Raw genomic sequence first — 22450 nt, 5'->3', positions numbered from 1 at the left:
CCGCGACGGGCGTGACGTTCTCGGTGGACGCCGCGTTCACGCTGCCTCCATGTCGGGCACACCGAGTTCGGTGAGGAAGGACTTCGCCCAGTGCCCCACATCGTGGGTGCGCAGATGGCGTTGCATTGTCCGCATACGGCGACGAGCCTCCGGCTTCTCCACATGCACGGCCCGTAGCAGAGCGTCCTTGACCGCGTCCGGGTCGTGCGGGTTGCACAGGAACGCCTGACGCAGCTCGGTGGCGGCGCCGGCGAACTCACTGAGTACGAGTGCGCCCCCGTGGTCCGCCCTTGATGCGACGTACTCCTTGGCCACCAGGTTCATTCCGTCTCGGAGCGGAGTAACCATCATCACGTCGGCGGCGGCGTACATCGCAGCCAGTTCGGTCCGACTGTACGACTGATGCAGATAATGCACCGCCGGCACGCCAACCCGGCCGAATTCGCCATTAATCCGACCAACCTCGCGCTCAACCTTGACGCGAAGTGCCTGGTAGTGCTCCACCCGCTCGCGACTGGGTGTGGCGACCTGCACCATAACCGCGTCGGGCACTGTCAACTTTCCGTCAGCCAGCAACTCGCGGAACGCCTTGAGGCGCAGTTCGATGCCCTTGGTGTAGTCGAGCCGGTCGACGCCCAGAATGATCGTCTGGGGATTGCCCAGCTCCTCGCGGATCTCCTTGGCCCGCGCCTGGATCGCCGGGTCGGCGGCCAACCGCTCCATCTCCTGAGTGTCGATCGAGATGGGGAACGCGCCGGCCTTGACCTGGCGGCCGTCCACCTGGATCATCTGGCCCTCGTACCGCAGCCCCAGCAGGTGCCGGGCGAGCCGGACGAAGTTCTGCGCGGCGAGCCGCTGCTGGAACCCGACCAGGTCGGCGCCGAGCAGGCCACGCAGGATCTCGGCGCGGAACGGCATCTGCATGAACAGCTCGATCGGCGGGAACGGGATGTGCAGGAAGAAGCCGATCCGCAGGTCCGGGCGCAGCTCCCGGAGCATCGCCGGCACCAGTTGGAGCTGGTAGTCCTGGACCCAGACCGTCGCCCCCTCGGCGGCCACCTCCGCCGCGGCCTCCGCGAACCGGGCGTTGACCAGGCGGTACGCCTCACGCCAGCGGCGCTTGTAGGCGGGCGTCTCGACGGCGTCGTGGTAGAGCGGCCAGATCGTCGCGTTGGACTGCCCCTCGTAGTAGCGTTCCAGTTCCTCGGCGCTCAGTGGCACCGGGTGCAGCCGGATGCCTTCCAGGTCGAACGGCTCGGGGGCTGCGCCGGTGCCGCCTGCCCAGCCGACCCAGGTGCCCTGGTGTTCGGCGAGAACGGGATGCAGCGCGGTGACCAGCCCGCCGGGGCTGCGTCGCCACTGGCGTCCCTCGGGTGTGCTCACCTCGTCGACCGGCAGTCGGTTCGCCACTACGACAAAGGAGCTACGGACGGTCACGATCGGCCACCTCCGGGTGCTGACGGGTCCACCGCGATGAGCGTACTGAGCGTAGCTGCGGCGTCTGTTCCCCTGTGCCGGACTCACCTACCCGCCCCGAACTCGGCGAACCCTGGACGTGATCATGTTGACAGGTGAGTCGCCCCGACCGGCCCTCGGGGCGGTGATCCGGCCCTGGAGGACCCGCTCTGGCGGGGCGATGTGGGCGCTGCCCGGCGTACCTGTCAGGATTGACAACGGCGTGCGCGCGGCCGCTCCCGGCCGACGGCGACGGACGGCGGCCCTGGCCCGCGCCCGTGGCACGCGAAATCGGCGATCGAAAGCGACGGAGGAGCCCGCACCGTGGCCCAGTTCATCTACGTCCTGGACAAGGCGCGCAAGGCGCACGGCGACAAGGTCGTGCTCGACAACGTGACGCTGAACTTCCTGCCGGGCGCCAAGATCGGTGTGGTGGGTCCGAACGGCGCCGGCAAGTCCAGCCTGCTCAAGATCATGGCGGGTTGGGATCAGCCGAGCAACGGCGAGGCCCGCCTGATGCCCGGCTTCACCGTGGGAATGCTCGCGCAGGAGCCGCCACTCAACGACGCCAAGACCGTGCTCGGCAACGTCGAGGAGGCAGTCACCGAGACGAAGGTCAAGCTGGAGCGGTTCAACAAGATCGCCGAGCAGATGGCCACCGACTACTCCGACGAGCTGATGGAGGAGATGGGCCGGCTCCAGGAGGAGCTGGACCACGCCGACGCGTGGGACATCGACTCCAAACTCGAACTCGCCATGGACGCGCTGCGGTGCCCGCCGCCGGACGCCGACGTCACCCAGCTCTCCGGCGGTGAGCGCCGCCGGGTCGCCCTGTGCAAGCTGCTGCTGGAGGCCCCCGACCTGCTGCTGCTCGACGAGCCCACCAACCACCTGGACGCCGAGAGCGTGCAGTGGCTGGAGCAGCACCTGGCCAAGTACGCCGGCACCGTCGTCGCCATCACCCACGACCGCTACTTCCTGGACAACGTGGCCAACTGGATCCTGGAGCTGGACCGCGGCCGGGCCTACCCGTACGAGGGCAACTACTCCACCTACCTGGAGAAGAAGGCGGCCCGGCTGGCGGTCGAGGGTCGCCGCGACGCCAAGATGAAGAAGCGCCTAGCCGACGAGCTGGACTGGGTGCGCTCCAACGCCAAGGCCCGGCAGACCAAGTCCAAGGCCCGCCTCGACCGGTACGACGAAATGGCCGCCGAGGCGGAGAAGACCCGCAAGCTGGACTTCGAGGAGATCCAGATCCCGCCGGGTCCTCGCCTGGGTAACACCGTCATCGAGGCGAAGAGCCTGACCAAGGGCTTCGGCGAGCGGGTGCTGATCGACAACCTCTCCTTCTCGCTGCCGCGCAACGGCATCGTCGGCATCATCGGCCCGAACGGCGTCGGCAAGACCACCCTGTTCAAGACCATCGTGGGGCTGGAGGAGCCGACCGGCGGCAGGGTCCGGGTCGGCGAGACGGTCTCGCTGTCCTACGTCGACCAGAACCGGCAGGGCCTCGACGGCGACAAGACCGTCTGGGAGGTCGTCTCCGACGGGCTGGACCACCTCATGGTGGGCAAGGTCGAGATGCCCTCGCGGGCGTACATCGCGGCGTTCGGCTTCAAGGGCCCCGACCAGCAGAAGCCGACCAAGGTGCTCTCCGGCGGCGAGCGTAACCGGCTCAACCTGGCGCTGACGTTGAAGATCGGCGGAAACGTCATCCTGCTCGACGAGCCGACCAACGACCTGGACGTGGAGACCCTCTCCAGCCTGGAGAACGCGTTGCTGGAGTTCCCCGGCTGTGCCGTGGTGATCTCCCACGACCGGATGTTCCTGGACCGGGTCGCCACGCACATCCTGGCCTGGGAGGGCGACGACGAGGACCCGTCGAAGTGGTTCTGGTTCGAGGGCAACTTCGAGGCGTACGAGAAGAACAAGATCGACCGCCTCGGCGCCGAGGCGGCCCGTCCGCACCGGGTGACGTACCGCAAGCTGACCCGCGACTGACCGGGCGGTCTGTCATGGCTGACCGGTTCGTCTACCACTGCACCCTGCGCTGGTCGGACCTGGACGCGTACGGCCATGTCAACAACGCCCGCTTCCTCACCCTCTACGAGGAGGCCCGGGTGGCGTTGATGTTCGTCGGCGCCCGGGCGTACGGGGTGGGCTCGTTCGCCGAGGGCGTGGTGATCCGTCGGCACGAGGTCGACTACCTGCGGCCGGTGGACTACGCCCTCGACCGGGCCACCGTCGAGACCGCGCCCACCGTGCGGATCGAGCTGTGGGTGGAACAGTTGCGCGCCGCGTCCTTCACGGTCGGCTACGAGATGTACGACGGCGAACTGCTCATCAGCCGGGCGCGTTCGGTGCTGGTGCCGTTCGACCTGGACCGGCAGGTGCCCCGGCGGCTCAGTGAGCCGGAGCGGACGTTCCTGCTCGGCTACGCCCCGGAGGGTGCGCCGTGAGCGTCGGACCGGAGGGTGCGCCGTGAGCGTCGGACCGGAGGGTGCGCCGTGAGCGTCGGACCGGAGGGTGCGCCGTGAGCGTCGGACACGGCATCGTCGACGTCGCCGACGCAGGGGCGTTCCTGGCCCGGCTCGTCCGGCTGGAGAGCGCCGCCCTGGTCCGGCTGAGGCCGGCCGCGGTCGGCGCGCGTACCGCCCTCTGGGCGCGGCTGCCGTGGGAAGTGCTGGCCGTGCGTACGGTGGCCGGCGCGGGTCCCGGTGATGTGACGGTCGCCGCCAGGCAGTTGCTCGCCGAACTCGCGGCCGGCCGTGCGGACCTGCCGCCCCGCCGCGACGCGCAGTGGCGGTGGGCGCTGCCGCCGGCGGTGAGCCGTCGGGTCGAGACACTGCCGGGCGGGGAACTGCGCCGACTGGCCGACGCGGCGGCGGGCACCCTGCGCGAGGCGGCCGAGCACGGCGTGGGCGGCCGGGCGGTGGGGCAGCGGGTGCTCCGCGACGCCCTGCTGGACCACGTGGCGGTGGTGGTCACCCCCGACGACGAGCCTGACCGTCCGGTGGAGGTGACTCAGCGGATGGTGCAGGGTCTGGTTCGCATGGGTTTCCTCTCCGCCTCCGAGGATTCGGCAGATGGCGGCGGCGTGCAGGTACGTGCGGCTGGCCGATGGGTCGGATTGGTGGGACCGTACGGAGCCATCTGGTCGCAGAAGGCCACCGATCTTGTCGTACGGCCATCTGTTGCTCATGCGAAAGGATGACCGCTACTCATCCTTCCGGCTTGGTGCTGCCGTTGGGGGGGTGCTTCGTTCCGGCTGTCCGGGTACCGTCCATCCTCGGATCCACCCACTGTAGGCGACCGGATCCGCTGGGGAGTGAGGTGCGCGAGCGATGCCGTGGTGGTCATGGCGTCCAGGTCCCGCCAGTGGCGGTGACCCGGAAACTCGAAGCAGGATCATGGTGGAAGGTACCGTCCGGGTCGGCCCGCCGGCGCCCCGCCAACCGGGCGACGACTGCCCGGCTGCGGAGCGTCCGTTGATCGCCGACATGCCAGCCACCGTCGAACAGGTCACCCTGCGTCGGATCTGCGACGCGCTCGACCTGCTCGACGTGCGCTACCTGGCCGACGGTGACGGCAACCTGCTGGCCATGTGGGAGCGGCACGCCGTGCTGGTCACCCTGGAGGGGCCGGAGGACGAGATCCTCGTGCTGCGGGCCCGGCCACACGCGACGGTGCCGCCGGACTGGGCGGACCGGGCCTACCGGGTGGTCAACGAGTGGAACCACACCCGACGTTTCTGCAAGGCGTACGTGGGTGATCCCACCGAGCGCGGCCAGTTGCCGATCTACGCCGAGTTGCAGGTCCCGCTCGCCGCCGGTGCCCACGACGCGCTCCTGGTCGAGTTGCTCGACTGTGGCGCCGCCGTGGCCACCAGCTTCGTCGACTGGCTGCACGACGAGGGTGCCCTGCTCTGAGCGACGGCGACAGCCGCCCCGCCGTGGTGGCGGGGCGGCGGAGTTCAGCCTTGGGCGGCCGGGTCCGCCATGTCGTTCACCATGAAGTACGCCGCCCGTTCGAGGTAGTCCCACAGTTCCGTGGCGAGTGCCGGGGGCAGGTCGAGGCTGTCGACCGCCCGGCGCATGTGCCGCAGCCAGGCGTCGCGTTCGGCCGCGCCGATCCGGAACGGGGCGTGGCGCATCCGCAGTCGGGGATGACCCCGCTGCGCTGAGTAGGTGTTCGGACCCCCCCAGTACTGCATCAGGAAGAGCCGCATCCGGTCGGCGGCCGGTCCCAGATCCTCCTCCGGATACATCGGGCGCAGCAGCGGATCGGCGGCGATGCCGGCGTAGAACTCCTCGACCAGCCTGCGGAACGTGGGCTCACCGCCGACGGCGTCGAAGAACGTGACCGCTTCGCCGTGGCCTTCGGACTCACCTGCGGGATTCACCGTTCCATCCTGCCAGGCCCGCCGGGGCGATCGCCCGGTCGGCACCGGGTGAACGAGGGTGGCTCAGGTCACCGCGTGCCGGGGCCGCCCCGGACCCACGTGGCCGGGATCATCGGGAGCGGTGGCTCCGGTGCTCGCGGTGGCGGAGGCGGCTCGGGCGGCGTCGACGGAGGCGGCCACGGTCTGCTGGTCGGGCCAGCGCAGGGCGACGATCGACATCAACAGCACCCCGGCGACGCTCCACACCCCCACCACGAGCGGAATCGGGAATCGCTCGGCCAACAAGCCGGTCACCAGTACGGCCGCACCCTGGATGACCTGCATGCCGGTCGCCATGACACCGAACGCCCGGGCCCGGAAGCCGTCCGGGAGGGCCCGGACGAAAAGCCCGTTGGCCGTCGGTATCAGCCCGGCGACGGCAAAACCGCAGATGGCGGCGAGTAGCGCCACGACCGCCGGCGGCGGATCCAGCAGCGCGGGCACCAGCGCCAGTGGGGCGGCCACGGCCAACGGTCGTAGCAGGCGCAGTCGACGGGCGGGTGCGACGGTACGGCCGATGATCAGACCGCCGAGGATGAAGCCGGCCGGGGTGGCCGCCATGATCACCGCCTGCGCCAGCCCGGGGTCCATGCTCTGGCCGGCGTGTTCGTTGGCCCAGGCGGCGGCCAGCCCTTCGGGCACGATGGAGAAGAGCATGGCGCTGAAGACCAGGATCGCGATGGCGCGCAGCACCGGCGTCCGGAAGACCATGTGAAAACCCGCGGCGGTCTCCCGCAGCAGGTGGCTGCGGTGTGCGTTGGTCATCGCCGGTGGTCGGTCGTGGACCCCGAGTCGGACGAGCACGGCAGACAGCGCGAATGCGGTCGCGTTCATCAACAGCGCGGCGGTGGGGTTGACCGTTGCGATGGCGGCGCCGAGCAGATAACCGACCACCTGGGCGGCCTGCCCCACGCTGGCGTTGACGGACAGCCCGACGACGAGGCGGTCCCCGGGCAGGATCAACGGCAGCAGGGCCGACCGGGCGGCCTGACTCGGTGGGTTCGCCAGCGTGGTGGCGAACAGCAGCATCAGGATCAACGGCACCGGTATCCCGGGGATGGCGACCAGCAGCATCAGCGCCATCCGGACGAGGTCGCAGACGACCATCACCTGTCGGTACGGGTGCCGCTCGGCGATCGTGGCCAACAACGGGCCGCCGACCAGCCAGGGTAGATAGCTGACCGCGAAGGCGGCCGCGGACAGCGCCACGGACTCGGTTTCCCGGTAGACCAGGAGGGTGACGGCTGCCCTGGCGACGTAGTCGCCGAGCCAGGTCAGCGTGCTGGCCGCGAAGACGGCGCGGTACTCAGGCTGGGCGAAAACCTCCCGGAAGGTGGCCGGCCCCTCCGGAGAAGGTCGCTCGTCGGACACCATCGCCTCCATCGTCCCGGTGTCTGGCCACTCGTGATGGCGGCCCGGGACCATCGTCAGGTCTGCGGATCAGCGAGGACGTGACACCGCTCGGTAAGCGCGTGCACCGGATTCTGCCCGATCGTCTGACAACTGGCTAGGGCGAACGGTTAGTTGGTCGCATCTCCGACTGAACGAACGGACGATACCCGAGGGGGCCGCTCAGTCGCGACCCCCGCCGGTCGGCTCAGGTGGCGCCGCCTTGACCGGTCTCGGAGTCCGATCGAGTAGGTATGCCGGGGTAGAGGCGGCCCGCCGCGATCCTCGCCGTGATACCGGAGTTCTCCAGCGCCTCGGCCAGTCGGCGACGCAGCTCCCGGCCGACGCTGAACTGACCGTCGGCGGTCGTTTTCACAACCGTGCGGATCACCGTGCCCTCCACCGTGACCTGCTCGACGCCGAGCACCTCCGGCGGCTCGACGATCGAAGCGGCCAGCTCCGGGTCCACCGCGATCGACGCGGCGGCGGTACGCAGCACGGCCGTCGCCTCCTCGGTGCCGGCGAAACCGATCGGCAGGTCGACCACCACCAGGGCCCACCCCTGGCTCTTGTTGCCCACCCGGATGATCTCGCCGTTGCGGATGTACCAGAGCACGCCTCGGGCGTCCCGGACGGTGGTGACCCGCAGCCCGACCGCCTCGACCACGCCGGTCGCCTCGCCGAGATCGACGTTGTCGCCCACCCCGTACTGATCCTCGATCAGCATGAACAGGCCCGCGATCAGGTCCTTGACCAGGCTCTGCGCGCCGAAACCGAGGGCGACACCGGCAATGCCCGCGCTGGCCAGCAGCGGTGCCAGGTCGAAGCTGAACTCCTTGAGCACCATCAGCAGGGCGATGCCGAAGATGAACGCGGTGCTCAGACTCCGGAGCACCGATCCGACGGCCTCGGCGCGCTGCCGGCGACGCTCGGGAACGAACTCGCCGGGTTCGGTGGCGGCGCTCGGGATGCGCTCGCGCAGCGGGCGGAGCATGGTCGGCACACCGGCGTCGCTGGTGCTGCGCACGAGCCGGCGGATCGTACGGTGCACCAGCCATCGGGCCGCCAGCGCCAACACCAGGATCAGGATGATCCGTAGTGGCTTGACGAGGATCCAGAAGCTGCCCTCGGCGAACCACACCGAGTCGGTCCAGTTGTAGACGATTTTGCACAGGGCCTCGTCCAGGCACTCCGGGCTGGGTGTCTCGACCGACTCCGGACTCGACGGGGCGGGGGTGGGGCTGAGGCTGCTGACGGTCACCCTGTGTTCGTACCGCAACCGGTCGGCGGGTCCGCCGTCGACCCACCGGCCGGCGCCGCCCGGCCGGTCGAGCACAGCCCGGGGGAAAGCGCCGGGTACCCAGGATTAGTGCGTGCATTCGCGGGTCCGATCAGGGACTATTGGCGCAGCGGACGTCGGTGATCCGGCCGGCGTCGACGTGGTGTGGGGCTGTGCCCGACGCCGGTCGGCGGTGGCGAGTGGTATGCCGCTTGACCGGGAGGGTGACGCGATGCCTGACATACGACCCACGGTGGGCTCCGGCGCGCTGGTCCTCAACGCCACCTACGAGCCGCTGTGTGTCGTGTCGGTACGTCGTGCCGCGATTCTCGTGCTCTCCGCCAAGGCGGTCTGCGTCGCCGACGGTGAGGGCCTTCTGCACAGCGCCCGCAGCGCGCTGCCGGTGCCCTCGGTCGTTCGGCTCACCCGTTTCGTCCGGGTGCCGTACCGCACCCACGTGGGCCTGTCCCGCCGAGCGATCTTCGCTCGGGACGGCTGGCGGTGCGCCTACTGCCGGGGCCCGGCGGAGACCATCGACCACGTCTTCCCCCGCAGCCGGGGCGGCCGGCACGCCTGGGAGAACGTGGTCGCCGCCTGCGCCAGGTGCAACCACACCAAGGGTGACAAGACCCCCGCCGAGCTGGGTTGGCGGCTGCACGCGTTGCCGACCGCCCCGAAGGGCATCGCCTGGCGGGTGCTCGGTCACCGCGCCCCCGACCCACGCTGGGCCGACTGGCTGGACCTCCGCGAACCCGAAGCCGCCTGACCACCGAGCGCGCCTCCGGGCGGGAAGTGCGCCGAACAGGATTCAGATCCCTCCCAGCGGTGCTGCGGACGACATCCCCGAGCCGCCGGGCGGAGAGTGCGCCGAACAGGGTTTTCGGGGGAGCCCGACCCGCGCAGGGATCAAGCCTGACCGCCCGGAGCGGGTCGGGCTCCCCCGAAAACCCCAGAGCGACCTCTAACGAGCCTCGACAAGAGAAGCGAACACCACCACGTTGTCCGCGTACCCGGTCTCCCCACCGACCCAGCGCCCGCCGCAGGTGATCAGCCGCAGTTGGGGACGGCTGAAGTCACCGAAGACGTCGTCTGTCGGCAGTTGCTCCTTGTCGAACCGGTCGACCCGGTCGACCTCGAAGACCGCCACCGTGCCGTCCGAGCGGGCGATCTCGACCCGGTCTCCGGCCCGCAACTGAGGCAGCTGATGGAAGACGGCCGGGCCGGTGGTGGTGTCGACGTGCCCCACGATGACGGCCGGGCCGTACTGGCCGGGGGTGGGCCCCTGGTCGTACCAGCCCGCCTCCTGGGCCCGCTCGGCCGGCGGCGCGGCGATACTGCCGTCGGGCGCGATGCCCACGTTGTGCACCGGGGCGGCCAGGTCGATCTTGTTGATCTCGATCCCGACCGGCTCGCTCGCCGCCAGCAGCGGGAACTTCTTGGGTGGTGGCGCCAGGCCGGCGATGAAGCGGTCCGGTAGCAGGCTCAGCCCGGTCAGCCGTTCGACGCCGAGCATCGCGATGATCAGCAGCATCAGCGAGCCGATCACCAGTACCGGTAGTCCCGGCCCGGAGCGACGACCGTGGTGTCTCGGCCCCACCGCCCAGGCCCGTGGCCGTCTGGGCGGTAGCGGCGCCGCCGTGGGATCCGGCGTGGCGACGCTGGCCGAACCCATCTGCGCGGCGACCCGGGCCAGCCGGCCGCCGGCCGCGACCACCCGCCGCCAGGCACGCTGGCTCCGACGGGTGGCGCTCCGGCGTGGTCCGGGGCCCGGTTCCGGCGCGGGTACGCGGAAGCCGGCCATGGCGACTGTGGGTCAGGAACCGGCCCGGCGCCGGCTGCTCAGCAGCCCGAAGACCACCGCCGCGGCCACTGTGGCGACGCCGCCCAACAGCAGCATCGAGCCGGTGCCCCCGTCGGCCGTGCCGCCGCCACCGGTCGCCGGTCCCTTGGTGGGCTGTTCCATGTTCAGCACGGTCAACGTGGTGCTGGCGGTCCGGTCGTTGTCACAGCGCAGGTGCACCGGGTAGTCGCCGGCCGCCTTGTTGCCGGGCACGGTGACCGAGCCGGTGAGGAAGCCGTTGTCCGGCCGGAGGAAGACCCGGTCGAAGGCGTCCGAGGTCACCTCGGCCTGGCGATCGTTGGCGTTGTCGCAGCTGGCTCGGATGTGCACCCGGGAACCGGCCTGGACGCTGTTCGGCGTCACCTCGACGAAGGTGTTCTCATTCGCCCTGGCGGGCGCACCGGGCAGGACGAACCCGGCCAGGGCGAACGCGGCGATCAGGACGAACGCCCCGAACAGTCGGGCGATGGTCGACGGGGCGCGGTTGACGCCTCCGTACGGTTGCGGACCTCGCATGATCCCCTCCCTCCCGGCACCGGCGTACCGGTCCTGTTGGGGCGACCCGGGCGGCTTTCCCCCTGCTCCGGCGGCTAACCCGCCTCCCGGCGACGGGGACGGACGTCAGGTGAGGGCTCTTCCTTCGGGGTGACGGGCTGCCAGGCGAGCGGGGTGGAGAGGACCATCGTGCTCGACGGCTGTCCGTAGGGGGCGAGGCGGTCGATGACCGCCTCGAAGTCCGTGATCGAACCGGCCGCTACCTTGAGCACGCTGCACGCGTCACCGGTGATCCGGTGGATCTCCAGAATTTCCGGCCACCGCGCGATGTCGGGGTCGTGCAGGATGCAGCGGGCGCCGTAACAGGACATCCGGATCAGCGCGACCACGTTGCGACCGGCCCGGGCCAGGTCGACGTGGGCGTGGTAACCACTGATCACGCCGGTCTCCTCCAGCCGACGCACCCGCTCGGCCACCGCGGGTGGGGACAGGTGCACCCGCCGGGACAGCTCGCTGAAGGACAGCCGTGCATCGGCCTGCAACTCCCGGAGCAGGGCCCAGTCCATCTCGTCCATGCTCGTGACCTTACGTCCGGCAGGTCAAACCCGGCGAGCGGCTTCCGTTTCGTAGGTCGACCACGGAAAGCGCCGTTGAACAGGCATTCCGTCCGACCGACCTGGCGGGAGATCATGACTGGACGGGCGAGCCGGAAGGAGCGGACGCATGGAGCAGACGGAACTGCGCCCCCGGACGGAGGTGCGTCCGGTCACCGCACGGCAGCGCGTGGCCCGCGCCGCACGTAACGGCGGCGAGCCCACCCTGGAGTTCGCCGAGCGGGTGCCGTACGACGCGTACGTGCAGGCCAGCACGCTGCATCGCCTGCAACAGCCGCTAAGCGCGGACCCGGGCGAGATGTCCTTCCTGATGGTCAGCCAGATCATGGAGTTGTACTTCGGCCTGACCTGCCACGAACTGCGGGAGACATCCCGGCTGTTGCGCGCCGATCGGGTGTGGGAGGCGTTGGCCCCGCTGCGCCGCGCCGCGCTGCACCTGGAAGGGCTGAACGCGGCCTGGCGGGGCCTGCGTTGGATGACCCCGGCCGACTTCAACCGCTTCCGCAACCTGCTCGGCGAGGGGTCGGGCTTCCAGTCGGCCATGTACCGACACCTGGAGTTCCTGCTCGGGCTGCGGGACCCGGCACTGATCCGCCCGTTCCGTCGGCAGACCGAGGTGCACGCCGAGCTCACCGACGCCCTGGCCACCCCGAGCGTCTGGGACGAGGTGGTCGCGCTGCTCGCCCGGCACGGTCACGACCTGCCGGCGGACCTGCTGGAGCGCGACGTGGCCACCGAACACGAGGCGCACCCCGCCGTGGAGGCCGCCTGGGTGCGGATCTACGCCGATTCCGGCCCGGACAACCACCTGCGGCTGCTCGGCGAGGCACTGACCGAGGTGGCCGAGCAGTTCGGCGACTGGCGGCACCACCACATCAAGGCGGTGCAGCGGACCATGGGCGCCAAGGTGGGCAGCGGCGGCTCCGCCGGGCTGGCGTGGCTGCAACGCAGCATGGCCCGGGTGGTCTTCCCGGAACTGTGGTCGGCCCGGACGGCGATGTGAGGCGGACGTGACGACGATGAGCAACGACACCGAGGCCGAGGCACTCCGCCTCGACACGGCCGAACCGGGGCACCGGCATCTGTTCCACGTGCCGCCGGCCGACGGCGGTCGCTATCCCGAGGCCGCCTACCTGGCGGGCAACTCGCTCGGCCTGCAACCGAGAGCCACCCGGGACGAACTACTCGCCGACCTGGACGCCTGGAGTCGGCTCGGCGTGGAGGGGCATCTGGCGGCGGACCGCCCCTGGCTGCCGTACCACGAGTTGCTGACGGCGCCGGCCGCCCGACTGGTCGGCGCCCTGCCCACGGAGGCCGTGGTGATGAACTCACTGACGGTAAACCTGCACCTGCTGATGGTCAGCTTCTACCGACCCGTGGGTGGGCGGACCCGCATCGTCATCGAGGACGCCGCCTTTCCGTCGGACAGCTACGCGGTGCGCAGCCAGGCACGGTTCCACGGCCTCGACCCGGACACCACGATCGTCCGGCTCGCGCCGCGTCCCGGTGAGGACACCCTGCGCACCGAGGACGTCACCGGCTACCTGACGGCCGAGGGCGAGACGGTGGCGCTGGTGCTGCTCGGCGGCGTCAACTACCTCACCGGCGAGCTGATGGACATCCCGGCGATCACCGCGGCGGGCCGGGCCGCCGGTGCGGTCGTCGGGTGGGACCTGGCGCACGCGGCGGGCAACGTGCCGTTGTCGCTGCACGACTGGGACGTCGACTTCGCCGCCTGGTGTTCGTACAAGTACCTCAACTCGGGGCCCGGCGCGTTGGCCGGGGTCTTCGTGCACGAGCGGCACCACGGCGACGCCAGCCTGCCCCGCTTCGAGGGCTGGTGGAGCACGGCGGCGCAGACCCGCTTCGAGATGGCCCCGGTCAGCCGGCCACCGACCACAGTCGAGGCGTGGCAGATCTCCAACCCGCCGATCCTCGCGATGGGTCCGGTCCGCACCTCGCTGGAACTGTTCGACTCGGTCGGCATGCCGGCGCTGCGGGCGCGCAGCCTCCGGCTCACCAGCTACCTGGAGCGGCTGCTGGACGAGGTCACCGCGGACCGGCCGTTGAGCGTCATCACCCCACGTCAGCCGGGCCGGCGCGGTTGCCAGCTGTCGGTACGCATCGGCGCGGGCAGCGCCAACGAGCTGACCAAGCGACTGCGCCACGAGCACGGGGTGATCGCCGACGCCCGGGAACCGGATGTGGTCAGGTTTGCCCCGGTGCCGCTGTACTCGACGTACCACGACTGCTGGCGGGTCGCCGACGCGCTGGCCGCGACGGTTTCGGAGGTGGGCCGGTGAGCGGGGAACGCGACGAGATCGCGGTGGTCGGTGCGGGCCTGGCCGGCTGTCTGCTGGCCTGCTTCCTGGCCCGCCGGGGGCATTCGGTGGCGCTCTACGAACGGCGCCCGGACCCGCGCAGCGGCACCCCGGAACGGGGTCGCTCGATCAACCTGGCGCTCTCCGAACGGGGGCTCGACGCGCTGCGTCGCATCGGACTGGCCGAGCAGGTGATGACGGACGCGTTGCCGATGCGGGGCCGGATGATCCATCCGGTGACCGGGGCGCCGGGATTCCAGTCGTACAGCGTCTCCGGCGACCGGGCGATCAACTCGATCAGCCGGGGCGCGTTGAACAATGCCCTGCTGGATGCCGCCGCCAAGCTGCCGGGGGTGCGGATCGCCTTCGAGCACCGGCTGGTCGGGCTCGACCCGGTTACCGCGACGATGACCTTCGAGACGCCGCGGGGCGCGGTGACCGCGGGCGCGCGGGTGGTGCTCGGCACCGACGGCGCCGGTTCGGCCGTACGCGGACAGCTGCTCGCCCACGACCTGGTGAACGAGAGCGTCGACTTCCTCGACTACGGCTACAAGGAACTGACCATTCCGCCGCTGGGTGGCGACTTCGCCCTCGACCCGGGTGCGCTGCACATCTGGCCACGCGGTACCTCGATGATGATCGCGTTGCCCAACCCGGACCGCTCGTTCACCTGCACCCTGTTCTGGCCCACCCACGGCACCGCCAGCTTCGCCTCGCTGGGCAGCGCGGCGGCGATCGAGCGGCACTTCGCGCAGCACTACCCGGACCTGCCGCCGATCGCCCCGAACCTGGTGGACGACTACCAGCACAACCCGGTCGGGGTGCTCGGCACGGTGCGGTGCGATCCGTGGCAGGTCGACGGGCGGGTGGCCCTGCTTGGCGACGCGGCGCACGCCATCGTGCCGTTCTACGGCCAGGGCGCGAACTGTGCCTTCGAGGACGTGGTGGAGCTGGACCGCTGCCTCGACGAGTGTGCCGGGGACTGGTCGGCGGCGTTGCCGCTGTTCCAGCACCGCCGGCAGGACAACGCCGAGGCGATCGCCCGGATGGCGCTGGCCAACTTCGTCGAGATGCGCGACAAGGTCGCCTCCCCGGTCTTCCGGACCCGTAAGCGGGTCGAGCACGCGCTGGAGCGTGCCCTGCCCGGCCGGTACGTCTCCCAGTACGAGTTGGTGTCGTTCTCCACCGTCCCGTACGCCCAGGTGCGCCGTCGGGTTCGCCGGCAGTACCAGGTGGTCGGCCTGGCGGCGGCCGGGGTGGCGGCGGCGGCCGGCGTGGCGGCGGCGCTCGGGTTCAGGAGGCGCTGATGACGCTCTGGGATCCCCGGCTGATGGCGGGGCGGGCACCGGACGGCCCCGGTCTGCTGCGTAACTTCGTCGGCGGCGAGTTCGTCGACGCCGGAACCCGATTCACCAAGCGCAGCCCGGTGACCGGCGAACCGGTGTTCGAGGTGGCCGAGGCAGATCGTTCCACGGTGGACGACGCGGTGACGGCGGCCCGGGCGGCGTCGCGGGGCGCGTGGGGGCGGGCGGGGGAGCGGGAACGCGCCGAGGTGCTGCGCCGGATCGCCGACGAGTTGGAGCGTCGTTTCGACGACCTGGTGGCCGCCGAGGTCGCCGACACCGGCAAGTCCGTCTCGCAGGCCCGCACCCTGGACATCCCGCGGGGCGCGGCGAACTTCCGGGCCTTCGCGGAGATCGTGGCGACCGCGCCGACCGAGTCGTTCACCACTGTCACGCCGGCCGGTGGTCGGGCGCTCAACTACGCGGTGCGTAAACCGGTCGGCGTGGTCGCGGTGATCGTGCCGTGGAACCTGCCGCTGCTGCTGCTCACCTGGAAGGTCGCCCCCGCCCTGGCCTGCGGCAACGCGGTGGTGGTCAAGCCGAGCGAGGAGACGCCCGCGTCGGCCACGCTACTCGCCGAGGTGATGGCGGCGGCCGGGGTGCCGGACGGCGTGTTCAACCTGGTGCACGGCTTCGGGTCGGGATCGGCCGGCGAATTCCTCACCCGTCACCCGGGCGTCGACGCGATCACCTTCACCGGTGAGTCGGCCACCGGCGGCGCCATCATGCGCGCCGCCGCCGACGGGGTGAAGGCGGTCAGCTTCGAGTTGGGCGGCAAGAACGCCGGCCTGGTCTTCGCCGACGCCGACCTGGACGCGGCGGTGGCCGGCTCGGTCCGGTCGAGCTTCACCAACGGCGGTCAGGTGTGCCTCTGCACCGAACGGATCTACGTGCAGCGGCAGGTGTTCGAGGAGTTCACCGCGCGGCTGGCCGAGCGCGCCGGCGAGCTGACGTACGGCTGGCCGGCTGACGAGGCGACGGTGAACATGCCGCTCATCTCGCACGACCATCGGGACAAGGTGCTCGGGCATTACGACCTGGCGCGGGCCGAGGGCGCCCGGGTGCTCGCCGGCGGCGGGGTGCCGCGGTTCGACGACACCCGCGACGGCGGCGCGTACGTGCAGCCGACGGTGTTGACCGGGCTCGGCCCGGACGCCCGGACCAACCGTGAAGAGATCTTCGGCCCGGTGGTGCACGTGGCGCCGTTCGACGACGAGGACGAGGCGTACGCCCTGGCCAACGGCACCGAGTACGGCCTGGCGGCGACGGTGTGGACCCGCGACGTGGGTCGGGCGCACCGGGCCGGTGCCCGGTTGGACGCCGGCATCGTCTGGGTCAACACCTGGTTCCTGCGCGACCTGCGGACCCCGTTCGGTGGGGTGAAGGCCTCCGGCATCGGTCGTGAGGGCGGCGTGCACTCGCTTGATTTCTACTCCGAACTGACGAACGTCTGCGTGGACCTGTCATGAGTGATGTCGAGTTGGCGGCCCGGGAGCTGATCGAGGCCCGGGCGGGCGGGAAGCCGTGTCCGCCGTTGCGTGGGCGGCTCGTGCCGGAAGGGGATGTCCAGGCCGCGTACCGGGTGCAGCAGCGCCAGGTGGGCGAGTGGCTGGCGTCCGGGCAACGCCGGGTGGGCGCGAAGATCGGGCTGACCTCCCGGGCGGTCCAGGACAGCCTCGGGGTGTACGAACCGGACTTCGGGGTGCTCACCGACGCGATGGCGGTGCCCGACGGTGCCGAAGTGGCGATCGGCCGCCTGCTGCAACCCCGGGTCGAGGCGGAGGTCGCCTTCGTGCTCGGCGCCGACCTGCCCGACGACCGGGTCACCACCGCCGACCTGCTGCGCGCCGTCGACCATCTGCTGCCGGCTATCGAGATCGTCGACTCGCGGGTCGCCGGCTGGGACATCTCCATCGTGGACACGGTGGCCGACAACGCCTCCAGCGGCCTGTTCGTGCTCGGCACCACGCCCCGCCGGCCGACCGAGGTCGACCTGCGGCTGTGCGGGATGGTCCTCGAACACGCCGGTGAGCCGGTGTCGGTGGGGGCCGGGGCGGCCTGCCTGGGCAATCCGCTGCACGCGCTGGCCTGGCTGGCCGGCACGATGGCCCGCGCCGGTGATCCGCTGCGCGCCGGTGACGTGGTGCTGTCCGGTGCGCTCGGCCCGATGGTGGCGGTGTCGCCGGGTGCCGCGTACGAGGCGCGGATCTCGGGCCTCGGCTCGGTGCGGACCTGTTTCTCCAGGGAGATGTGAGCCTGTGAGCCCCGCGGTCGCGAACGGAAGGGAGCCCAGTCCCATGATGACGGGCGTGGCGGTGATCGGGTCGGGAAACATCGGCACCGACCTGATGATCAAGGTGTTGCGGCTGTCGGAGTCGCTGCGGATGGTGGCGATGGCGGGTATCGACCCGGCCTCCGACGGGCTGGCCCGGGCCGGCCGGCTCGGCGTGGCCACCACCGCGCAGGGCGTCGAGGGACTTGTCGCGATGCCCGAGTTCGCCGACGTGGACCTGGTCTTCGACGCCACCTCGGCCGGCGCGCACCGGCACAACGACGCCGTGCTGCGCGCGCACGGGCGGACCGTGATCGACCTGACTCCGGCGGCGATCGGCCCGTACGTGGTACCGCCGGTCAACCTGGAGGAACACCTGGGCGAGACCAACCTCAACATGGTCACCTGCGGTGGGCAGGCGACCGTGCCGATCGTCGCCGCGGTACGGCGGGTGACCCCGGTCGCGTACGGCGAGATCGTCGCGTCGATCGCCTCGCGGTCGGCCGGCCCGGGCACCCGGGCCAACATCGACGAGTTCACCGAGACCACGGCCCGGGCGATCGAGGTGGTCGGCGGCGCCGACCGCGGCAAGGCGATCATCGTGCTGAACCCGGCCGATCCGCCGCTGCTGATGCGCGACACCGTCTACTGCCTCTGCCCGGACCCTGACGCCGACCGCGCCGCCATCGCCGCCTCCGTCGGCGACATGGTGGCCACCGTGCAGGAGTACGTGCCCGGGTACCGGCTCAAGCAGGACGTGCAGTTCGACCGCGTCGACAGCTACGTGCCGTCGCTGGGGCGGCAGCTCACCGGGTTGCAGGTCTCGGTCTTCCTGGAGGTTTCCGGCGCCGGGCACTATCTGCCCGCGTACGCCGGGAACCTGGACATCATGACCTCGGCCGCGCTGCGCACCGCGCAGCGGCTGGTCGCTCTCCGCGCGGAGGTGCTGGCCAAGTGACCGAGTTGTACATCCAGGACGTGACGTTGCGCGACGGCATGCACGCGATCGCCCACCGTTACACCGTCGACCAGGTCCGCACCATCGCCGCCGCACTTGACGCCGCCGGGGTCGCCGCGATCGAGGTCGCCCACGGTGACGGTCTGGCCGGGTCGAGCGTCAACTACGGCCACGGTGCGGCCAGCGACGCCGACTGGATCGCGGCGGCGGCCGAGGTGATGACGAGGGCGAAGCTGACCACCCTGCTGCTGCCCGGCATCGGCACCATCGCCGACCTGAAGGCCGCCCGCGCGCTCGGGGTGACAAGCGTCCGGATCGCCACCCACTGCACCGAGGCGGACATCTCCGCCCAGCACATCTCCTGGGCCCGGGAGAACGGCATGGACGTGGCCGGCTTCCTGATGATGTCGCACATGAACGACCCGGCCGGGCTGGCTGCCCAGGCGAAGCTGATGGAGTCGTACGGCGCGCACTGCGTCTACGTCACCGATTCCGGCGGCCGGCTGCTGATGTCCGACGTGGCGCAGCGCGTCGACGCGTACCGGCAGGTGCTTGAGCCGACCACGCAGATCGGCATCCACGCGCACCACAACCTCTCCCTCGGGGTGGCCAACAGCGTGATCGCCGTCGAACACGGCCGGATCGTGGGTGACGGCCCGCCCGGGTCGCCGGCCGGCCGGACCGTCCGGGTGGACGCGTCCCTCGCCGGCATGGGCGCCGGTGCCGGCAACGCGCCGCTGGAGGTCTTCGTCGCGGTCGCGGAACTGCACGGCTGGCAGCACGGCTGCGACGTCTTCGCGCTGATGGACGCCGCCGACGACATCGTCCGTCCGTTGCAGGACCGGCCCGTCCAGGTCGACCGGGAAACTCTCTCCCTGGGGTACGCGGGGGTCTACTCCAGCTTCCTACGCCACGCCGAACGGGCCTCGGCGCGCTACGGGGTGGACGTCCGGTCGATCCTGGTGGAACTGGGCCGACGCCGGATGGTCGGCGGGCAGGAAGACATGATCGTGGACGTGGCGCTGGACCTGGCCGGCAAGGAGAACTCATGATCGGGCCGGACATCGCGGGGATCGCCGAGACGCTCGGCACGGCTGCCGACACCGCCACCGCGACGGCGCAGCTCGCCGTCGAGACCGGGCTGGACGTCGACGCCGCGTACGCGGTGCAGACCGCCCTGGTGCAGCGCCGGCTGGACCGGGGGGAGCGGCTCGTCGGGTTGAAGATGGGGCTGACCAGCAAGGCGAAGATGGCCCAGGTCGGCGTGGACGAGGTGATCTGGGGCCGGCTCACCGACGCGATGCGGGTGTCCGACGGCGGCACGGTCGACGTGGCCCAGTTCATTCATCCCCGGGTCGAGCCGGAGGTGGCGTTCCTGCTGGACCGGCTGCCCGAGACCGGCGAACCGGTGGGTGACTTCACCGACGCGGTGCGGGCGGTCGCCCCGGCGATCGAGTTGATCGACTCCCGGTACGCGAACTTCACCTTCTCCCTGCCGGACGTCATCGCGGACAACACGTCGGCCGGCGCGTTCGTGATCGGCCCCTGGTCGCCGGTGCCGGACGGGCTGGACAACCTGGGCGTGTTGCTGGAAGTCGACGGGCGGGTGGCTCAGGTCGGCTCGACGGCGGCCATCCTCGGCGACCCGCGTCGGGCGCTCGATGAGGGCATCCGGCTGGCGGGGCGGCACGGGGTGCGGCTGCGGGAGGGCTGGGTCTTCCTGGCGGGCGCGGCGACTGCTGCGGTGCCGTTGCGTGCTGGTGCTCATGTCCGGGCTGTGGTCGAGAAGCTCGGTACGGCTTCGTTGCGGAGTTCGTCGTGACCGGCCTTGGGAGTTCCGGGCAGCCCGACCGGCTCCGGGCGGTCAGGCTTGATCCCTGCGCCGGTCGGGCTGCCCGGAACCCTCGACGTGGTCGGGGTCCGTGCGCCGGTGCCAGGTGGGGTGGGTCTGGGGTGGACCGGGCCGGTGTCAGGTGGGTTGGATCTGGGGTGGTCGGCGCCGGGGGTCTGTCGTGAGTGGTGATGCTCGGGTGGTGGCGGGGAAGGCGGTGCCTCGGGGGGCTTTTCCGCACGTGAAGGTGGCGGGCGGGTTCGTCTTCGTGTCGGGGACGTCGTCCCGGCGGCCGGACAACACGTTCGCGGGCGTGTCGGTGGACGAGTTCGGCACGACCGACCTGGACATCCGGGCGCAGACCCGAGCGGTGATCGAGAACGTCGCGGACCTGCTGCGGTCGGTCGGTGCCGAGCTGACCGACCTGGTCCAGGTGACCACGTATCTGGTCAACATGAATGACTTCGGGGGATACAACCAGGTGTGGGCGGAGTTCTTCGACGGGACCGGGCCAACCCGGACGACGGTCGCCGTGCACCAGTTGCCGCATCCGCACCTGCTGATCGAGATGCAGGCCGTCGCCCTGCTCCCAGAAGGAGGCCAGTCATGAGTGAGATCGCCGAGCCGTTCAGCTTCCCCGGCTGGATCGCCGAGAACCAGCACCTGCTGAAGCCGCCGGTGGGCAACAAGGAGATGCTGCCCGGCTCCGAGGACTTCATCGTCATGGTGGTCGGCGGGCCCAACCAGCGCACCGACTTCCACGTCGACCCGTACGAGGAGTTCTTCTACCAGGTCAAGGGCAACATGCAGATCAACCTGATGCTGCCCGAGGGTCCGCGTACGGTGCACGTGCGCGAGGGTCAGATGTGGATGCTGCCCCGGAACATGCCGCACTCGCCGCAGCGACCGGAGGCCGGCTCGATCGGGATGGTGATCGAGCGGGTACGCGAGGAGGGGACGCTGGAGAAGTTCCAGTGGTACTGCCCCGAGTGCTCACACAAAGTGCACGAGGTCGAGTTGCAGGTGCGGGACATCGCCGCCGACCTGCCACCCGTCTTCGCCGCGTTCTACGCCGACGAGTCGGCGCGTACCTGCGACAACTGCGGCACCCTGCACCCGGGCAAGGGCTGATGACGGGTCCGTCGGTGTCGCCGGTGGTGGACGTGCACACGCACGTCGTACCGAAGGGATGGCCGGACCTGGCCGCGGCGTGCGGCGGGTCCGGCTGGCCCTGGCTCCGGGTCGACTCGGAACGCGCCGCCATGATCATGGTTGGCGAGAAGCCGTTCCGCCCGGTCGGCGCGGAGTGCTGGGACGCCGACACCCGGCTGGCCGACATGACGGCCGACGGGGTCGACGTCCAGGTGGTCTCGCCCACCCCGGTCTTCTTCTGCTACGACCGCCCGGCCGATCAGGCGGTGAAGGTGGCCCGGATCTTCAACGACCTGACCCTGGAGGTCACCGCCGCGGGCGGCGACCGGCTGTTGCCGTTCTGCCAGGTGCCGTTGCAGGACCCGGACGCGGCCTGTGCCGAGGTGGACCGCTGCCTCGCGGCCGGCCACGTCGGTGTGGAGATCGGCAACCACGTCGGCGATCGTGACCTCGACGACGCCGGAATCGTGACATTCCTGACCCACTGCGCCGAGGTCGGTGCGCCGGTCTTCGTCCACCCGTGGGACATGGCCGGCAGTCCCCGGCTGGACCGCTGGATGGCCCGGTGGCTCACCGGCATGCCCGCCGAGACCCACCTGTCGGTGCTGGCGATGATCCTCGGCGGGGTGTTCGACCGGGTGCCGGACACGTTGCGGATCTGCTTCGCCCACGGTGGCGGCAGTTTCCCGTTCTGGCTGGGGCGCGCCGACAACGCCTGGCACCGCCGCGGTGACCTGGTACGCGGTGCCTCCGCCGCGCCGCCCAGCTCCTACGTCGACAGGTTCTACGTCGACTCGGTGGTCTTCTCGGCTCCGGCACTGCGGCTGCTCGTCGACACCATGGGCGCGGAGCGGGTGCTGGTGGGCAGCGACTACCCGTACCCCCTGGGCGAACGCCCGGCCGGTGGGGTGGTCCGCCAGGCCGACTTCCTCACCGACGCCCAGCGCACCGACCTGCTCTCCACCAACGCCCTCCGCTTTCTCGGGCGAGGCGATATATAGGGGCGGAATGCTGACGGCCGTGACGCTCGTGTCGAGGCGGCGACGAGTGGCCTGAGCGG

The 22450-nt window shown here is 70.8% G+C and carries 23 protein-coding genes; 16 read left to right on the top strand and 7 right to left on the bottom strand.

What is annotated here, in order from left to right:
• Window positions 1–36 precede the first annotated feature (36 nt).
• Window positions 37–1437, bottom strand: a complete 1401-nt coding sequence (locus O7601_RS00320) for a trehalose-6-phosphate synthase (RefSeq protein WP_281564322.1) — start codon at window positions 1435–1437, stop codon at window positions 37–39.
• 342 nt (window positions 1438–1779) lie between these two features.
• On the opposite strand from O7601_RS00320, the gene ettA reads away from it, so the two are divergent.
• From ettA to O7601_RS00300, 4 genes are all read left to right on the top strand, one after another.
• Complete coding sequence (ettA, locus tag O7601_RS00315; protein ID WP_281564321.1) at window positions 1780–3456, top strand: energy-dependent translational throttle protein EttA; 1677 nt, start codon at window positions 1780–1782, stop codon at window positions 3454–3456.
• A 14-nt stretch (window positions 3457–3470) separates the two neighbouring features.
• Window positions 3471–3914: a thioesterase family protein gene (locus O7601_RS00310; protein WP_281564320.1), complete on the top strand. Its 444-nt coding sequence runs from the start codon at window positions 3471–3473 to the stop codon at window positions 3912–3914.
• A gap of 74 nt (window positions 3915–3988) precedes the next feature.
• The gene (locus O7601_RS00305; RefSeq protein WP_281564319.1) at window positions 3989–4669 is read left to right on the top strand and encodes a hypothetical protein; all 681 of its coding nucleotides are present in this window, start codon (window positions 3989–3991) and stop codon (window positions 4667–4669) included.
• Between the two features lie 130 nt (window positions 4670–4799).
• Complete coding sequence (locus tag O7601_RS00300; RefSeq protein WP_164447459.1) at window positions 4800–5384, top strand: YbjN domain-containing protein; 585 nt, start codon at window positions 4800–4802, stop codon at window positions 5382–5384.
• A 44-nt stretch (window positions 5385–5428) separates the two neighbouring features.
• On the opposite strand, the gene O7601_RS00295 is transcribed toward O7601_RS00300, so the two are convergent.
• From O7601_RS00295 to O7601_RS00285, 3 genes are all read right to left on the bottom strand, one after another.
• Window positions 5429–5857, bottom strand: coding sequence for a globin (locus O7601_RS00295; protein ID WP_281564318.1), 429 nt, complete (start codon window positions 5855–5857; stop codon window positions 5429–5431).
• 63 nt (window positions 5858–5920) lie between these two features.
• Complete coding sequence (locus tag O7601_RS00290) at window positions 5921–7270, bottom strand: MFS transporter (RefSeq protein ID WP_281564317.1); 1350 nt, start codon at window positions 7268–7270, stop codon at window positions 5921–5923.
• 223 nt (window positions 7271–7493) lie between these two features.
• Window positions 7494–8546 carry a mechanosensitive ion channel family protein gene (locus O7601_RS00285; RefSeq protein WP_348650224.1) on the bottom strand — a complete coding sequence of 351 codons (1053 nt, stop codon included), beginning with the start codon at window positions 8544–8546 and terminating at the stop codon, window positions 7494–7496.
• Window positions 8547–8796: 250 nt separating this feature from the next.
• Here O7601_RS00285 and O7601_RS00280 point away from each other — a divergent pair, with 250 nt between their 5' ends.
• A complete protein-coding gene (locus O7601_RS00280) occupies window positions 8797–9330 on the top strand; it encodes an HNH endonuclease (RefSeq protein ID WP_281564316.1) in 534 nt (177 codons plus the stop codon).
• A gap of 195 nt (window positions 9331–9525) precedes the next feature.
• On the opposite strand, the gene O7601_RS00275 is transcribed toward O7601_RS00280, so the two are convergent.
• The 3 genes from O7601_RS00275 to O7601_RS00265 all read right to left on the bottom strand — a co-directional run bounded on the left by O7601_RS00275 (window position 9526) and on the right by O7601_RS00265 (window position 11474).
• Window positions 9526–10365 carry a class F sortase gene (locus O7601_RS00275; RefSeq protein ID WP_281564315.1) on the bottom strand — a complete coding sequence of 280 codons (840 nt, stop codon included), beginning with the start codon at window positions 10363–10365 and terminating at the stop codon, window positions 9526–9528.
• 12 nt (window positions 10366–10377) lie between these two features.
• Entirely contained in the window at window positions 10378–10920 is a 543-nt protein-coding gene (locus O7601_RS00270; RefSeq protein ID WP_281564314.1) for a hypothetical protein, read from the bottom strand.
• A gap of 74 nt (window positions 10921–10994) precedes the next feature.
• Window positions 10995–11474: an Lrp/AsnC family transcriptional regulator gene (locus tag O7601_RS00265; RefSeq protein WP_281564313.1), complete on the bottom strand. Its 480-nt coding sequence runs from the start codon at window positions 11472–11474 to the stop codon at window positions 10995–10997.
• Between the two features lie 148 nt (window positions 11475–11622).
• Between O7601_RS00265 and O7601_RS00260 the strand changes: the two genes are divergently transcribed.
• The 11 genes from O7601_RS00260 (at window position 11623) to O7601_RS00210 (ending at window position 22391) form a co-directional block, all read left to right on the top strand.
• Window positions 11623–12516, top strand: a complete 894-nt coding sequence (locus tag O7601_RS00260; RefSeq protein ID WP_281564312.1) for a tryptophan 2,3-dioxygenase family protein — start codon at window positions 11623–11625, stop codon at window positions 12514–12516.
• Window positions 12517–12532: 16 nt separating this feature from the next.
• Window positions 12533–13816, top strand: coding sequence for a kynureninase (kynU, locus tag O7601_RS00255; RefSeq protein WP_281564311.1), 1284 nt, complete (start codon window positions 12533–12535; stop codon window positions 13814–13816).
• Window positions 13813–15141 carry an NAD(P)/FAD-dependent oxidoreductase gene (locus tag O7601_RS00250; RefSeq protein WP_281564310.1) on the top strand — a complete coding sequence of 443 codons (1329 nt, stop codon included), beginning with the start codon at window positions 13813–13815 and terminating at the stop codon, window positions 15139–15141. Before kynU ends, O7601_RS00250 begins: the two co-directional genes overlap by 4 nt.
• A gap of 23 nt (window positions 15142–15164) precedes the next feature.
• Window positions 15165–16646 (top strand): 2-hydroxymuconic semialdehyde dehydrogenase, encoded by a 1482-nt coding sequence (locus tag O7601_RS00245; protein WP_281566739.1) that lies wholly within the window; start codon window positions 15165–15167, stop codon window positions 16644–16646.
• Window positions 16643–17431 (top strand): fumarylacetoacetate hydrolase family protein, encoded by a 789-nt coding sequence (locus O7601_RS00240; protein ID WP_281564309.1) that lies wholly within the window; start codon window positions 16643–16645, stop codon window positions 17429–17431. The genes O7601_RS00245 and O7601_RS00240 overlap by 4 nt, the downstream gene beginning before the upstream one ends.
• A gap of 43 nt (window positions 17432–17474) precedes the next feature.
• Complete coding sequence (locus O7601_RS00235) at window positions 17475–18407, top strand: acetaldehyde dehydrogenase (acetylating) (RefSeq protein WP_281564308.1); 933 nt, start codon at window positions 17475–17477, stop codon at window positions 18405–18407.
• A complete protein-coding gene (gene dmpG / locus O7601_RS00230; protein ID WP_281564307.1) occupies window positions 18404–19459 on the top strand; it encodes a 4-hydroxy-2-oxovalerate aldolase in 1056 nt (351 codons plus the stop codon). The genes O7601_RS00235 and dmpG overlap by 4 nt, the downstream gene beginning before the upstream one ends.
• A complete protein-coding gene (locus tag O7601_RS00225) occupies window positions 19456–20229 on the top strand; it encodes a fumarylacetoacetate hydrolase family protein (protein WP_281564306.1) in 774 nt (257 codons plus the stop codon). The genes dmpG and O7601_RS00225 overlap by 4 nt, the downstream gene beginning before the upstream one ends.
• Window positions 20230–20419: 190 nt before the next feature.
• Window positions 20420–20848 (top strand): RidA family protein, encoded by a 429-nt coding sequence (locus O7601_RS00220; protein WP_281564305.1) that lies wholly within the window; start codon window positions 20420–20422, stop codon window positions 20846–20848.
• Window positions 20845–21369, top strand: a complete 525-nt coding sequence (locus tag O7601_RS00215) for a 3-hydroxyanthranilate 3,4-dioxygenase (RefSeq protein WP_281564304.1) — start codon at window positions 20845–20847, stop codon at window positions 21367–21369. The genes O7601_RS00220 and O7601_RS00215 overlap by 4 nt, the downstream gene beginning before the upstream one ends.
• Entirely contained in the window at window positions 21369–22391 is a 1023-nt protein-coding gene (locus tag O7601_RS00210; RefSeq protein ID WP_281564303.1) for an amidohydrolase family protein, read from the top strand. Before O7601_RS00215 ends, O7601_RS00210 begins: the two co-directional genes overlap by 1 nt.
• Window positions 22392–22450: the final 59 nt, after the last annotated feature.

Source organism: Verrucosispora sp. WMMD573, assembly GCF_027497175.1.
In the GTDB taxonomy this organism is placed as follows: domain Bacteria; phylum Actinomycetota; class Actinomycetes; order Mycobacteriales; family Micromonosporaceae; genus Micromonospora.
This window is presented reverse-complemented; position numbering and strand designations above follow the sequence as displayed.

Coding starts and splice junctions, on each gene's coding strand:
- O7601_RS00280 (WP_281564316.1), top strand. CDS start 8,797: ATGCCTGACATACGACCCACGGTGGGCTCCGGCGCGCTGGTCCTCAAC.
- O7601_RS00290 (WP_281564317.1), bottom strand. CDS start 7,270: ATGGTGTCCGACGAGCGACCTTCTCCGGAGGGGCCGGCCACCTTCCGG.
- O7601_RS00240 (WP_281564309.1), top strand. CDS start 16,643: ATGAGTGATGTCGAGTTGGCGGCCCGGGAGCTGATCGAGGCCCGGGCG.
- O7601_RS00270 (WP_281564314.1), bottom strand. CDS start 10,920: ATGCGAGGTCCGCAACCGTACGGAGGCGTCAACCGCGCCCCGTCGACC.
- O7601_RS00215 (WP_281564304.1), top strand. CDS start 20,845: ATGAGTGAGATCGCCGAGCCGTTCAGCTTCCCCGGCTGGATCGCCGAG.
- O7601_RS00225 (WP_281564306.1), top strand. CDS start 19,456: ATGATCGGGCCGGACATCGCGGGGATCGCCGAGACGCTCGGCACGGCT.
- O7601_RS00300 (WP_164447459.1), top strand. CDS start 4,800: ATGCCGTGGTGGTCATGGCGTCCAGGTCCCGCCAGTGGCGGTGACCCG.
- O7601_RS00245 (WP_281566739.1), top strand. CDS start 15,165: ATGGCGGGGCGGGCACCGGACGGCCCCGGTCTGCTGCGTAACTTCGTC.
- O7601_RS00275 (WP_281564315.1), bottom strand. CDS start 10,365: ATGGCCGGCTTCCGCGTACCCGCGCCGGAACCGGGCCCCGGACCACGC.
- O7601_RS00260 (WP_281564312.1), top strand. CDS start 11,623: ATGGAGCAGACGGAACTGCGCCCCCGGACGGAGGTGCGTCCGGTCACC.
- O7601_RS00265 (WP_281564313.1), bottom strand. CDS start 11,474: ATGGACGAGATGGACTGGGCCCTGCTCCGGGAGTTGCAGGCCGATGCA.
- O7601_RS00235 (WP_281564308.1), top strand. CDS start 17,475: ATGATGACGGGCGTGGCGGTGATCGGGTCGGGAAACATCGGCACCGAC.
- O7601_RS00210 (WP_281564303.1), top strand. CDS start 21,369: ATGACGGGTCCGTCGGTGTCGCCGGTGGTGGACGTGCACACGCACGTC.
- O7601_RS00310 (WP_281564320.1), top strand. CDS start 3,471: ATGGCTGACCGGTTCGTCTACCACTGCACCCTGCGCTGGTCGGACCTG.
- kynU (WP_281564311.1), top strand. CDS start 12,533: ATGAGCAACGACACCGAGGCCGAGGCACTCCGCCTCGACACGGCCGAA.